The sequence below is a fragment of the Variovorax sp. GW458-11-26-14-LB1 genome, assembly GCF_059423965.1.
The window spans coordinates 39,281-52,436 of sequence record NZ_JBWKYW010000048.1; the positions used below are offsets into that span (position 1 = coordinate 39,281).

The window sequence follows — 13,156 nt, forward strand, 5'->3', positions numbered from 1 at the left end:
CGAAAAGAAGAACTAGCCGAACTTGTTGTTCAACACGAGGTCGGCGAACACCTTGCCGCCCACCGAGATGTGGTCGCGCATCGCCTCCGCGGCGTTGTCCGCGTGGCCTTTCAGAATCCACTCGACCACCCGTTCGTGCTCCCGCTGTGAAGCGGCGAGCCGGCCGGGCTTCTCGAACATCCGCCCACGGTAGGCCGAGATGCGCAGGCGCACGGTCTGCGCCTGCTCCACGATGAAGGGGTTGCCGCTGGCGCGGTAGATCACGTCGTGCAGCGCGGCGTTGGCCTGCTGGTAGGCCTCGGCGTCGTCCGCCAGCGCCTGCGCGGCGGTGCCGGCCAGGGCGCGCAGCAGCTCCTCGCGCAGCGCCGGGCCGATGCGCAGCGCGGCCAGCCGCGCCAGCACGCCTTCGAGCTCGCCGAGCGCTTCCATCATCGCCACCAGTTCGTTCGCCCGCAGCTGGCGCACGTAGATGCCGGTGCGCGGAACGATGTCCACCAGCCCGCGCGCACTGAGCAGCAGCAGCGCCTCGCGCACCGGCGTGCGCGAGGTGTTGAAGCTCAGGGCCAGGGCCTTTTCGTCGATGGCCATGCCGGGCGACAGCACGCCGCCCAGGATGTCTTGTTCGAGCCGGGCGCGGATGCGGTCCTGCAGGCTGTGGGTGTCGAGGGTTTTCGCGGGTTGCATGGCGATCTGGATATTAGCTAACCTTCCAGATATATCAATTCATCTGTTTGGTACATCAATGTCTCCCACCCTCGCGATCGACGGCCATGTGGCCTACCTGACGCTGCACCGTCCCCAGGCCGCCAACAAGCTCACGCCGGACGATCTTCCCGTGCTGATCCGGCATGTGGACACAGTGAACCGCACGCCCGAGGTGCTGGTGCTGGTCCTGCGCGCCGAGGGCAAGTACTTCTGCAGCGGATTTGATATATCAGAGGTGGCCGCCCAGAGCCAGACCGAGGGCCGCAGCTTCGGCGAGATGGTCGATGTGTTCGAAAACTGCCGCGCCGTCACCATCGCGGCGGTGCACGGCGGCGTCTACGGCGGCGCGACCGACCTCGTGCTGGCCTGCGACTTCCGCGTGGGCGCTCGCAGCGCCGAGATGTTCATGCCGGCCGCCCGGCTCGGCCTGCACTACTACCAGAGCGGCATGGAGCGCTACGTGTCGCGGCTGGGGCTGGACACGGCCAAGCGCCTGTTTCTCACCGCCGAGAAGCTCGACGGCGCCGCCATGCGCGACTGCGGCTTTCTCACGCAGCTGGTCGATGACGCCGCCGCGCTCGATGCCGAGGTGCAGCGCCTGCGCACCGTGCTCGCCGGCATGGCGCCGCTGGCGCTGCTGGGCATGAAGAAGCACCTGAACCAGATCGCGCGCGGCACCGCCGACGCCGCCGCGATCTCGCGCGAGGTGCAGCGCACCGTCGCCTCCGAAGACCTCGCCGAGGGCGGCCGGGCCTGGCGCGAGAAGCGCACGCCGGTGTTCCAGGGCCGCTGAGCGCGCCCGCCCTTCCCTACACAAGACCCAGGAGACAAACCCATGAAGCAAGAACTGCGAGCCCTCTCGTTCGCCGCCGCCGCGCTGCTGGCCTCGGCCGGCGCACTGGCCGACACCTACCCCTCGCGCCCGATCACGCTGCTGGTGGGCTTCCCCGCCGGCGGCGGCGCCGACACCGTGGCGCGCATCGTCGGCGACAAGCTGGGCAAGCTGCTCGGCCAGCCGATCGTCATCGACAACAAGCCGGGCGCGGGCACCACCATCGCGTCCGACCAGGTCGCGCGCGCCGCGCCCGACGGCTACACGCTGCTGCTGGGCAGCGCCAACCTCTACGGCAGCGACAAGCTGCTCTACAAGAGCGTGAAGTACGACGGCGCGAAAAGCTTCGTGCCGATCTCGCGCTGGAGCTCCGCGCCGATGCTGCTCGCGGTGAACAAGGACGTGAGCGCCAAGACGGTGCAGGCGCTGATCGCCGAGGCGCGGCAGAACCCCGGCAAGCTGGCGTACTCGTCGTCGGGTGCCGGCGTGGTGACGCACCTGGCGGGCCTGTCGTTCGAGAAGGCGGCCGGCGTGCAGATGCTGCACGTGCCGTACAAGGGCGGCGCGCCGTCGATCCAGGCCGTGGCCGCGGGCGACGTGCAGCTCACCTTCGGCACGCCGCCCTCGGTGCTGCCGATGGCGCAGGGCCAGAAGCTGCGCGTGCTGGCCGTCACCTCGGGCCAGCGCTCGCCGCTCTTTCCCGACGTGCCCAGCGTGGCCGAGGCCGGCGTGAAGGGCTACGACTACACCTTCTGGTTCGGCCTCTTCGGCCCGGCCGGCCTGCCGCCGGAGGTGGCGCAGAAGCTGTTCGACGCCAGCGTGGCGGCACTGAACGACCCCGAGGTCAAGGCGCGGATGGAGAAGTCGGGCAACGAGTCGGCGCCGTCGACGTCGCTGGCCGAATTCCGTGCCTGGGCCCTGGCCGAAGGCGCGAAGTCGAAGGAACTCACCGAGCGCTCGGGCGCGAGCGTCGAATGAGCACGCACGCACCCAAGGCAGGCCCGCTGCAGGGCTTCACCGTCATCGACCTCACGCGCGTGCTCGCGGGCCCGTACTGCACGCTGCTGCTCGCCGATCTGGGCGCGCGCGTCATCAAGGTGGAACAACCCGGCCTGGGCGACGACGCGCGGCAGATCGGCCCCTTCGTCGAAGGCGACTCGGCCTACTTCATGTCGGTCAACCGCAACAAGGAGTCGATCGCGCTCGACCTGAAGGCGCCGGCCGACCGCGCGGTCTTCGAGCAGCTCTTGGCCACGGCCGACGTGCTGGTCGAGAACTTCCGGCCCGGCACGATGGAAAAGCTGGGCTACGACTGGCCGACGCTGCACGCGCGCTTTCCGAAACTGGTGTTCACCTCGGTCTCGGGCTTCGGCCAGACCGGGCCGTACAGCAGGCGCCCCGCCTACGACATGGTGGTGCAGGCGATGGGCGGCATCATGAGCCTCACCGGCCATCCTGGCGCGCCGCCGACGCGCGTGGGCGTGTCGATCGGCGACCTCGGCGCCGGGCTGTACGCGGCCGTCGGCACGCAGGCCGCGCTGCTGCAGCGCGGGCGCACGGGCGTAGGCGACCGGGTCGACGTGGCCATGCTCGACTGCCAGGTTGCGCTGCTCGAGAACGCGATCTCGCGCATGGAGGCCGAGGGCCGCGCGCCGGGGCCGATCGGCTCGCGGCACCCGTCGATCACGCCCTTCGACGTGTTCCGCGCGGCCGACGGCTGGTTCGTGATCGCGGCGGGCAACGACGCGCTGTTCCAGCGCCTGTGCACTGCGCTCGAGCTGCCCGCGCTCGCCGAGGACGCGCGCTTTGCCACCAACCCGGCGCGCTGCCAGCACCACGAGGCGCTGAAGCAGTTGCTCGAAGAGCGCCTGTCGACCGCGCCCTGCGCGCACTGGCAGGCGCTGCTGATGCAGCACAACATCCCCACCGGCGACTACAACGACGTGGCGGCGGTGGTGAACGACCCGCAGGTGCAGGCGCGCGAGATGCTGGTGCAGGTGCGCACGCAGGGCGGCCAGCCGCTCACGGTGGCGGGCAACCCGGTGCACGTCGGCGGGCTGCGCACGCAGGTGCGGCGGCAACCGCCACGGCTGGACCAGGACCGCGAGGCGATCCTGGCGTCACTCGCCCGATCCAGCGCTGCGGGTGCAGAATCCGCCCATGCAACGCAGTGACCGCCTCCGCCCCCTCGTCCTTTCTGCGCTCGGCCTCGCGAGTGCGCTGCTGCTGAGCGGCTGCGCGGTGGTCAGCGTCGCGAGCACCGCCGTGAGCGTGGGCGCCGGCGCGGTCGGCCTCGCGGCCGATGCCGCCATCGGCACCGCGCGCATCACCGGCAAGGCCGTGGGCGCGGCCGCCGACGCGGTGATTCCCGACAGCAAGGACTGACGGGCGTTCAGCGCGGCAAGCCGAGCGCCGCGAGGTGCGCAGGCGTGTGCTGCGCTTTTTCCTTGCGCACGAAGGCCGAGCGCAGCGCCGCGTGCGGCTCGGCGGGATCGAAGAAGTTGCGCCGCATGTGCGCCAGCTCCTCGTCGCGGTACGCCTGCAGCGGCTTGACTGCCTCGTCGTGCACACGCGCCGCCTGCTTGTCCGCCAGGCGCGCGGCCAGGTCCGGCGATGCCGCCAGTTGCGCGGCCAGCCGGCCGACCTCGTCACCCAGTTCTTCCGGCGCGGCCTGCAGCACGCGCTGCGCCAGGCCCAGCGCCACCGCGCGCTTCGCGCTCACCGGCAGCGCCGACTGCGTGAGCCGCGCGGCCTCGTCGGCGCCCACGCGACGCGGCAGGCTGTAGGTCCAGTACTCGGAGCCGTGCAGGCCCATGAGTTTGTAGTGCGGGTTGAGCACCACGCCGTCGCGGCACCACACCTCGTCGGCCGCGAGCGCGAGCATCACGCCGCCGGCCGCGGCATTGCCGCCCAGCGCGGCCACCGTGAGGCGGTCGGTGGTCGTGAGCACGGCCTCGACCAGGTCGTTCATGGCGTGGATGTTGGCCCACGACTCCTCGGCCGGATCGGCCGCCGCCTCGATCACGTTCAGGTGGATGCCGTTGGAGAAGAAGTCGCGCAGCCCGCCCAGCACCAGCACCGAGGTCGGCCGGGTGCAGGCGAAGCGGTAGGCAGCCAGCAGACGCCGGCATTGCGCGGTGCTCATGGCCCCGCCCGCGAACGAGAAGTTCAGCACGCCGACGGGGCCGTGCTCGCGGTAGCGGATGTCGGTCCAGGTGCGACGGCCGGCCGGCAGCTCGAGCGGCGCGGGCACCTCGGGCAAGCCGGCAGGCAATCGCGCGCCCAGCGCCTCGACGGCCGGCAGCTTGTAGCTCGGCAGGCGGGAGCCCGGCTCGCGCCAGGGCCGCAGCTGGGTGAGCCAGACCGCGCCGTCGACGGTGGCGCGGCAGACGGCGCCGGCGCGGGTGGCGATCAGCTCGCCGGGCGTACCGCGCAGTTCGTCCTCGGCATGGCCGCCGTGCAGGTACCACGGCGCGCCCAGCAGCTCGTCGAGCACGCCGGGCTGCGAATCGGCCGCGCGCAGCTGCCGCAGCACCGATTCGGTGGTCTGCGTGGCCCAGTCGATGCGGCGCTCGGCCTGCTTCATGAAGGGCCGCCAGCCGGCGGCGAGGTCGGCCGCCTTCTGCCGCTTCGGCTTGTAGGTGCCCGAGGCAAAACGCTCGACGGCCAGCAGCACGGCGTCGACGGCGGCATCGGCCACCTCGCCGCGGTACAGGTCGCTCTTGCCGGCCTGTGGCGGCACCTTCAGCGACGACCAGGCCCAGACATCGCCCGCGTCCATCTCGGCCACAGCCTCGAGCACGGTGACGCCCCAGCTGTCGACGCCGCCCTGCAGCGTCCGGTCGAGCGAGGACGGGCCGCGGTCGCCGGGCGGGCCCGGGTGCACGATCAGGCAGGTGTGGGCGCGCCAGACGTCCTCGGGAATCGCCGTGGTCAGCATCGGTGCGATGACGAGCGCGGGCGCGTGCTGGCGCACCGCTTCGCGCAAGGCCTCGTCGTCGCCGAGCGCCAGCACGATGCCTGCGGTATGGCCCCGGTCCTGGAGCTCGGCCAGCACGCGCTGCGTGAGGCTGTTGAACGCGCTCGCGACGAGCAGGATGTGCATGGGCGACCTCATTGACGTTTGTTTCTAAACGTCAAAAATGTATCTTTCAGCCTCGTCGCCGATAAGCTGACTGAAAGTACTCACCGCCGGGAAATCGCGGGGCCGCCGCGACGGCCGGGCCACAATGACCGCACATGTCGTCGCCGCTGAACCTCACCCGCTTTCGCCCCCGCCTGCTGGACACGATGGCCGGCTACGACCGGGGGCGGTTCCTGGGGGACCTGGGCGCGGGCGCCACGGTGGGCATCGTGGCGCTGCCGCTGGCCATGGCCTTCGCCATCGCCTCGGGGCTCAAGCCCGAGGCCGGCATCTGGACGGCGATCATCGCGGGCTTCCTGATCTCGCTGCTGGGCGGCTCGGCCGTGCAGATCGGCGGCCCGGCGGGCGCGTTCATCGTGATCGTCTACGGCATCGTCGAGCGCTACGGCGTGGCCAACCTGCTGATCGCCACCGCCTGCGCGGGCGTGCTGCTGTTCATGGCGGGGCTGTTCGGGCTCGGGCGGCTGGTGCGCTTCGTGCCGCTGTCGATCGTGGTGGGCTTCACCAACGGCATCGCGGTGCTGATCCTGCTGTCGCAACTCAAAGACCTGCTGGGCCTCACGGTGGAGCGCATGCCGGCCGACGTGTTTTCGCAGCTGCACGCCATGGCGCTGCGGCTGGACACCTTCAATCCGCACGCCTTCGCGCTCGGGCTGGCCTGCGTGCTCGGCCTGCTGGCGTGGTCGCGGCTGTTTCGCGGCGACTCGGCGCTGGCGCGCGCGGTGCAGCGCGTGGGCGGGCGCTGGGTGCAGACGCGCCCGGTGCAGATCGTCGGGCGCATCCCGGGGCCGATCGTCGCGCTGGTGTCGCTCACGCTGGTGTCGTGGGGCTTCGCGCTGCCGGTGGAGACCATCGGCACGCGCTTCGGCGGCATTCCCGAGGGCGTGCCGGCCTTCGCGCTGCCCGATTTCTCGTGGGAGACCGTCAAGCAGCTGGTGACGCCGACGCTGACCATCGCGCTGCTCGGCGCCATCGAGTCGCTGCTGTGCGCGCGCGTGGCCGACCAGGTCAGCGGCCAGCCGCGCCACGACCCGAACCAGGAGCTGATGGCGCAGGGCATCGCCAACCTGGTCACGCCCTTCTTCGGCGGCATGCCGGCCACGGGCACCATCGCGCGCACCGTGACCAACATCCGCTCCGGCGGCAGCTCGCCCATCGCGGGCATCGTGCATGCGGTCACGCTGCTGGTCGTGGTGCTGCTGGCGGCGCCGCTGGCGCGCCACGTGCCGCTCGCGGTGCTGGCGGGCATCCTGGTGTTCGTCGGGCTGAACATGGGCGAATGGCGCGAGTTCACGCCCGGCCAGCTGCGCCACTTCAGCCGCCACTACCGCCTGCTGATGCTCGGCACCTTCTTCCTCACGGTGGTGTTCGACCTGACGGTGGCGGTGCAGGTGGGCATCGTGCTGGCGTGCGCGCTCTTCATCCGGCGCATGAGCGGGCTGTTCAGCGTCGAACTCGTCACGCTGCAGCCGCCGGTGCTCACCTACCGGCTGTACGGCGCCATGTTCTTCGGCGCGGCGGCCAAGCTCGACGAAGCAGTGAACGCCGCGGAGCGCGCACCGCGCGGCATGACGCTGGTGCTCGACGCCACGCACCTGATCTACATCGACGCCACCGGCGTCGATGCGCTGCGGCAGTTGCACCGGGCGGTGCTGGCGCGCGACGGATTGCTGCGCATCGAGTCGCTGCAGCCACAGCCGCTCGAGGTGCTGGAGCGTTCGGGGTTTGCCGAGGAGCTGACATCGGGCCGGCCCGCAACGACCTCCTAGGCGAGGCTCCTCAGGCCTGCGCGGCCTCGCCGCACACCAGCCGCGCCATCTGCACCTTGCTCGTGACGCCGAGCTTGGCGTACACCTGCCGCAGGTGGTGGCGCACCGTCGCCGGAGAACTGTCGAGCCTGCGGGCCACCATCTTGTAGCTGTGGCCCTCGCCGAAGAGGCGAGCCACCTCGGCCTCGCGACGGCTCAGCACCGCCAGGGCCGAGACGCCGGGCGCCGGCGTCTCCCGCAGCCGCAGCGCCTGCGCCGAAACCAGGTGAGGCATCAGCAACTCCAGCAGCGCGTGCTCGCGCGCGCCGAAGCTCGCGGCTTCGCGGCCGTACAGCGACAGGTGCGTCCACCACGGCGAATCGGGCGCATGCAGCATCACGCTGAGCACCCGGTCGAGGCGATGGTCCGAAGCGAAGGCGCGCAGCGAGCCCACCGGCGGCAGCTCGTGCGACGCCATCGCCATGCCATGGCCCGGTCGTGCCATCACCGCGGCCACCATCGGATCGAGGTGGCGCACACGGCACCAGTCGGCCACGAAATCCGGCGCCAGCCCGCGCGTGTGGCCGTCTCGCGGCTCGAGCCGTCCGGCGGCGAACACCGAGCGGCCGAACCAGGCGGCATCGAACGCGATTTGGCCGGCCAGCCAGTCCAGCAGCCCGCCGGCGGCCGATGCCTCGGGCGCGGCGGCCCGCGGATACAGGTCGAGCAGCAGCGCGCCGAGCTGTGCGGCCGGAATGCACGACCCCGAAGAAGAACTGCTATGCGCCATGCGGCGCGATCTTAGGGGCCGCCCGCTCGCGGGCGGTTGCGGAGATTCCCGCATCGTTCATCTGAACGACTGCCGCTGCCGGACACCCCGCCCTACGCTGCACGGCGTTCCCACCTCACACACGAACAGGACCCCGTTGCCATGAACCTCGCCGACTACAGCCGCCTCGACGCCACCGGGCTGGCCGAATGCATCCGCCGCAAGGACATCAGCGCCGCCGAAGCGCAGCAGTGCGCGCGCCAGGCGGCGACCGCGCTCAACCCGCGCATCAACGCCATGGCCGAGCTTTTCGACGCCCCGCTGTCGCACGACACGCAGGGTCCGCTGGGCGGCGTGCCCTTCCTCATCAAGGACCTGGTGCTGCAGGCCGAGGGCGTGCGCTGCCAGGCCGGCAGCCGGCTGTTCGGCGACGGGCTGCCGGCTGCCGCAGACAGTGCGTTGATGGCGCGCTTTCGCCGCGCCGGCCTGGCCACGCTGGGGCGCACCTGGACCCCGGAACTCGGCTTCAACGCCACCACCGAGAGCGCCCTCGGCGGCGCGACGCGCAACCCGTGGAGCCTGGCGCACAGCGCGGGCGGCTCCAGCGGGGGCTCGGCCGCGGCGGTCGCCGCCGGCATCGTGCCCATGGCGCACGCCAACGACGGCGGCGGTTCGATCCGCGTGCCCGCCGCCGCCTGTGGCCTGATCGGGCTGAAGTCCAGCCGCGGCCGCATCAGCGCCGGCCCGGGCTACGGCCAGCCGCTGATGGGCTTGGGCATGGAGGGCGTGGTCTGCCGCACCGTGCGCGACGCCGCCGCTGCGCTCGACCTCATGCACGGCCCCGAGCTGGGCGATCCGTTCCTGATGGCCGCGCCCGCGCAGCCCTACGCACAGGCCATCCGGTCGGCGCCGCGCCGGCTGCGCATCGCGGTGAGCACGCAGTTCCCGGGCACGCAGCCGGCGACGCAACCCTGTGTCGACGCGGTGGAGGCGACGGCGCGCACGCTCGCCGGTCTCGGGCATGTCGTGGAATGGGCGACGCCGTCGTATGCGCACGAGGCCTTCTTCTCGGCCACGCGCACCTTCTGGTCCTCGTTGCTGGCGGCCGGCGTGGCGGGCGTGGCGCAGGCGCTGCAGATGCCGCTGGAGAAGGCGCTGGGCCAGGTGCAGGCCTGCACCCGCGCCACCGCCGAGCATGGGCTGCGCCTGAGCGCGCTCGACCTGGAACTGGCGCTCGCGCAGATGAATGCGGTCTCGCGCGAGGTGGCGCCCTTCTTCGCGCAGCACGACATCCTGCTCACGCCGACGATGCGCACCCCGCCCGTGGCGCTGGGCTACCTCGACCAGGACGACCCCGCGCGCGATGCGCAGGGCTACTTCGACCACCTGTTCGACTACGCGACCTTCACGCCGCTGGCCAACCTCACCGGCCAGCCGGCGATCTCGCTGCCCCTGGGGATGGCCGGCGACCTGCCGATCGGCGTGCAATGCATGGCGCCCATGGGCGACGAGGCCACGCTGCTGCAGCTCGCCGCGCAGCTCGAGCAGGCCATGCCCTGGGCCGCGCGGCGCCCGGCGCTGCACGCGGCGGCGCTGTAGGCAGCGCGCTCAGGGCGCTTCGGTGCCCCGGTCGGGCGACGACCCGCTGCGCACCACGCGCTGGTCGTCGTTCAGCGTGGCGGTGAAGACCATCGACGAATTCGGTGGCTGCACCCAGCGCCATTCCCATTCGGTCTCGCGCTTGAGCGCATAGGGCGTGACCTTGGCCGGCTTGCCCAGCAGCTTGCGCAGGTCTTCCATCATCATGCCGGGCTGCACCTTGGCGAAGTTCTCGGGCGTGAGCACCTGGCGCAGCGCGCTCATCTTGCCGTCGGCGCCGACGGTGATCATGTAGTTCTTCTGGCCCTGCGGCTGGCGGTTGAACTCCAGCACGCGGCCGTTGGGCACGTCCCAGACGTTCTCGGGTTCGCCGAAACGCGCGCGCACGTCGGCCTCGGTCGAGACGCCCTCTTCAAGCTCGCTGATGCGCTGCGGATCGCAGCCCGCGAGCCCGATCAGCGCCGCCAGCAGTCCTGCCACGAGGCCGATCCGGCCCTTCTGAAATCGTTGCATGCCGTCCCCGGTAAAATTCGAGCGATAAAGGTCCAGTCTATGTCCATCTTCCGCCGCCCCCACTACACCTCCGAGATCACGAACTTCATCGAGGAGATGAAGCAAAAGAAGCCGACGCTCGAGGCCGAACAGCGCGCCGGCCGCGCCCTGCTGTGGGACAAGCACCTCGACCGCAGCCTGCTCGAGGAGTACAGCGAAGCGCGCGTGCCGATGCAGCCGTACGTCTACCAGACCCAACCCAAGTGAATGGTGCCCACCCGGCATCCCGCCGCCCAGCCTGCGCGCACAGCTATTAAGTTGATAGCAACTTCCTCATGAGCGCAGACGAGGACAACGGCACGATCGTGGCCAGCATGCCCGAGGTCGTCGACCAGGTCGCCCTGGCCCGGCTCTACGGCGAGCCGCTGTTCGCGATGCCGAAGGACCTGTACATCCCGCCCGAGGCGCTGCAGGTCTTCCTGGAGGCCTTCGAGGGCCCGCTGGACCTGTTGCTGTACCTGATCCGCAAGCAGAACTTCAACATCCTCGACATCCCGATGGCGGGGCTCACGCGGCAATACCTGAGCTACGTCGACGAAATTCGCCAGACGAACCTCGAACTCGCGGCCGAATACCTGCTGATGGCCGCGATGCTGATCGAGATCAAGTCGCGCATGCTGCTGCCGCCCAAGAAGGTGGCCGACGGCGAAGAGGCCGAAGACCCGCGCGCCGAGCTGGTTCGCCGGCTCATGGAGTACGAGCAGACCAAGCTGCAGGCCGCCGCCATCAGCGCGCTGCCGACCTACGGGCGCGACTTCTGGAAGGCGCAGGTCTACATCGAGCAGTCGATCAAGCCGCGCTTTCCCGACGTCGACGTGGTCGAGCTGCGCGACGCCTGGGCCGACATCATGAAGCGCGCCAAGCTCGTGCAGCACCACAAGATCTCGCGCGAAGAGCTCAACGTGCGCGAGCACATGAGCATCGTGCTGCGCCACCTGCAGGGCCAGCGCTTCGTCGAGTTCGAGAAGCTCTTCGACGTCTCGCGCGGCGTGCCGGTGCTGATCGTCACCTTCATCGCGATGCTCGAGCTTGCGAAGGAGACGCTGATCGACATCACGCAGGCCGAAGCCTTCGCCCCCATCTACGTCCGACTGGCCTACTCGCCGGCCTGACCCAACCGGTTCCCACGCCTGTGACTTCCGCCGTTCGCGACTTCGATGTCCTCATTGTCGGCAGCGGCCTCGCAGGCCTCTCCGCCGCATTGCACCTGGCCCCCACCCACCGCGTGGCCGTGCTCACCAAGCGCGCGCTGAACGACGGCTCCAGCGCCTGGGCGCAGGGCGGCATCGCGGCCGTGCTGGCGGCGGGCGACAGCTTCGACGCCCACGTGGAAGACACACTGGTGGCCGGTGCCGGCCTGTGCGACCCCGAGGCCACGCGCTTCGTGGTCGAGGGCGCGCCGCAGGCCATCGGCTGGCTGCGCGAACTGGGCGTGCCCTTCTCGGAAGAAGGTGGCGACCTGCACCTGACGCGCGAAGGCGGCCACAGCCAGCGCCGCATCGTGCACGTGACCGACGCCACCGGCGCGGCCGTGCAGCAGGTGCTCATCGAGCGCGTGCGCCGCACGCCCAACATCACGCTGTTCGAGCACCACACGCTGGTCGACCTGGTCACCGGCACCAAGCTCGGGCTGGCCGACCCGTCCTGCCAGGGCCTGTACGCGCTGGACGACGAGACCGACGAGGTGCTGGCCTTCCGCGCACCGCACACCATCCTGGCGACCGGCGGCGCGGGCAAGGTGTACCTGTACACCACCAACCCCGACACCGCCACTGGCGACGGCATTGCCGCCGCCTGGCGCGCGGGCTGCCGGGTGTCGAACCTGGAGTTCATCCAGTTCCACCCGACCTGCCTGTACCACCCGCACGCCAAGTCGTTCCTGATCAGCGAGGCGGTGCGCGGCGAAGGCGGGCTGCTGAAATTGCCCGATGGCACGCGCTTCATGCCCAAGCACGACGAACGCGCCGAACTCGCGCCGCGCGACGTGGTGGCCCGCGCCATCGACTTCGAGATGAAGAAGCACGGGCTCGATTGCGTGTACCTCGACATCTCGCACCAGCCGCCCGCGTTCCTGAAGGAGCACTTCCCCAACATCCTGGCGCGCTGCCTGGAGCTGGGCATCGACATCACGCGCGAGCCGATTCCCGTGGTGCCCGCTGCGCACTACACCTGCGGCGGCGTGCTCAGCGACCTGGCGGGTCGCACCGACATCCCGGGCCTGTACGCCATCGGCGAAACCGCCTGCACCGGCCTGCACGGCGCCAACCGGCTGGCCAGCAACTCGCTGGTCGAGTGCATGGTGTTCGCACGCGCCGCGGCCGACGCCATCGCGCAGGCGCCGTCGCGCGAACGCGCCGCGCTGCCTGCCTGGGACGAAAGCCGCGTCACCGACGCCGACGAAGCCGTGGTCATCTCCCACAACTGGGACGAGCTGCGCCGCTTCATGTGGGATTACGTCGGCATCGTGCGCACCAACAAGCGCCTGGAGCGTGCGAGCCACCGCATCGCGCTGCTGCAGGCCGAGATCCAGGAGTTCTACGCGAACTTCCACGTCACGCGCGACCTGCTCGAACTGCGCAACCTGGTGCAGGTGGCCGAGCTGATCGTGCGTTCCGCGCAGGCCCGCCACGAGAGCCGTGGCCTGCATTTCAGTCGCGATTACCCTTCGCTGGCCGAGCCCACCGCACCCACCGTGCTGGTGCCGCCGGTCGACTGAGCCCACCCTTCGTCACCTTTCGATCACCCTCAGGATGCCCGGCCACCGACGCCCGCAGGGAGAAAGCCAACCATGTCGAACACCCCTACCC

At 70.6% G+C, this 13,156-nt stretch carries 13 protein-coding genes; 9 read left to right on the forward strand and 4 right to left on the reverse strand.

Features of this window, described 5'->3' with window-relative positions; translation table 11 throughout:
• Positions 1 to 12 precede the first annotated feature (12 nt).
• Positions 13 to 684 carry a GntR family transcriptional regulator gene (locus tag AC07YS_RS25270; protein ID WP_495269670.1) on the reverse strand — a complete coding sequence of 224 codons (672 nt, stop codon included), beginning with the start codon at positions 682 to 684 and terminating at the stop codon, positions 13 to 15.
• A 58-nt stretch (positions 685 to 742) separates the two neighbouring features.
• Here AC07YS_RS25270 and AC07YS_RS25275 point away from each other — a divergent pair, with 58 nt between their 5' ends.
• The 4 genes from AC07YS_RS25275 to AC07YS_RS25290 are packed head-to-tail and all read left to right on the forward strand — an operon-like array spanning position 743 to position 3,922.
• Positions 743 to 1,498 (forward strand): enoyl-CoA hydratase/isomerase family protein, encoded by a 756-nt coding sequence (locus AC07YS_RS25275; RefSeq protein ID WP_495269669.1) that lies wholly within the window; start codon positions 743 to 745, stop codon positions 1,496 to 1,498.
• Between the two features lie 42 nt (positions 1,499 to 1,540).
• Positions 1,541 to 2,515 carry a Bug family tripartite tricarboxylate transporter substrate binding protein gene (locus tag AC07YS_RS25280; protein WP_495269668.1) on the forward strand — a complete coding sequence of 325 codons (975 nt, stop codon included), beginning with the start codon at positions 1,541 to 1,543 and terminating at the stop codon, positions 2,513 to 2,515.
• Positions 2,512 to 3,711 (forward strand): CaiB/BaiF CoA transferase family protein, encoded by a 1,200-nt coding sequence (locus AC07YS_RS25285; protein ID WP_495269667.1) that lies wholly within the window; start codon positions 2,512 to 2,514, stop codon positions 3,709 to 3,711. Before AC07YS_RS25280 ends, AC07YS_RS25285 begins: the two co-directional genes overlap by 4 nt.
• Positions 3,698 to 3,922, forward strand: coding sequence for a hypothetical protein (locus AC07YS_RS25290; protein ID WP_307696242.1), 225 nt, complete (start codon positions 3,698 to 3,700; stop codon positions 3,920 to 3,922). Before AC07YS_RS25285 ends, AC07YS_RS25290 begins: the two co-directional genes overlap by 14 nt.
• A gap of 7 nt (positions 3,923 to 3,929) precedes the next feature.
• Here AC07YS_RS25290 and AC07YS_RS25295 read toward each other — a convergent pair whose 3' ends face one another.
• On the reverse strand, positions 3,930 to 5,642 hold the full coding sequence (locus AC07YS_RS25295) for a hydrogenase maturation protein (protein ID WP_495269666.1): 1,713 nt from the start codon (positions 5,640 to 5,642) through the stop codon (positions 3,930 to 3,932).
• 134 nt (positions 5,643 to 5,776) lie between these two features.
• Between AC07YS_RS25295 and AC07YS_RS25300 the strand changes: the two genes are divergently transcribed.
• Positions 5,777 to 7,450, forward strand: a complete 1,674-nt coding sequence (locus AC07YS_RS25300) for a SulP family inorganic anion transporter (RefSeq protein ID WP_369631699.1) — start codon at positions 5,777 to 5,779, stop codon at positions 7,448 to 7,450.
• Between the two features lie 10 nt (positions 7,451 to 7,460).
• Here AC07YS_RS25300 and AC07YS_RS25305 read toward each other — a convergent pair whose 3' ends face one another.
• Positions 7,461 to 8,219, reverse strand: coding sequence for a helix-turn-helix transcriptional regulator (locus AC07YS_RS25305; RefSeq protein ID WP_495269665.1), 759 nt, complete (start codon positions 8,217 to 8,219; stop codon positions 7,461 to 7,463).
• 141 nt (positions 8,220 to 8,360) lie between these two features.
• On the opposite strand from AC07YS_RS25305, the gene AC07YS_RS25310 reads away from it, so the two are divergent.
• Positions 8,361 to 9,797: an amidase gene (locus AC07YS_RS25310; protein WP_495269664.1), complete on the forward strand. Its 1,437-nt coding sequence runs from the start codon at positions 8,361 to 8,363 to the stop codon at positions 9,795 to 9,797.
• A 9-nt stretch (positions 9,798 to 9,806) separates the two neighbouring features.
• Here the strand turns inward: AC07YS_RS25310 and AC07YS_RS25315 are convergent, their stop codons facing one another.
• Positions 9,807 to 10,310, reverse strand: coding sequence for an outer membrane protein assembly factor BamE (locus AC07YS_RS25315; RefSeq protein ID WP_495269663.1), 504 nt, complete (start codon positions 10,308 to 10,310; stop codon positions 9,807 to 9,809).
• A 39-nt stretch (positions 10,311 to 10,349) separates the two neighbouring features.
• Between AC07YS_RS25315 and AC07YS_RS25320 the strand changes: the two genes are divergently transcribed.
• The 3 genes from AC07YS_RS25320 to nadB all read left to right on the forward strand — a co-directional run bounded on the left by AC07YS_RS25320 (position 10,350) and on the right by nadB (position 13,065).
• Entirely contained in the window at positions 10,350 to 10,556 is a 207-nt protein-coding gene (locus AC07YS_RS25320) for a DUF3460 family protein (RefSeq protein ID WP_062477114.1), read from the forward strand.
• Positions 10,557 to 10,624: 68 nt separating this feature from the next.
• On the forward strand, positions 10,625 to 11,461 hold the full coding sequence (locus tag AC07YS_RS25325; protein WP_056578351.1) for a segregation and condensation protein A: 837 nt from the start codon (positions 10,625 to 10,627) through the stop codon (positions 11,459 to 11,461).
• A gap of 20 nt (positions 11,462 to 11,481) precedes the next feature.
• The gene (nadB, locus tag AC07YS_RS25330) at positions 11,482 to 13,065 is read left to right on the forward strand and encodes an L-aspartate oxidase (RefSeq protein WP_062477111.1); all 1,584 of its coding nucleotides are present in this window, start codon (positions 11,482 to 11,484) and stop codon (positions 13,063 to 13,065) included.
• Positions 13,066 to 13,156: the final 91 nt, after the last annotated feature.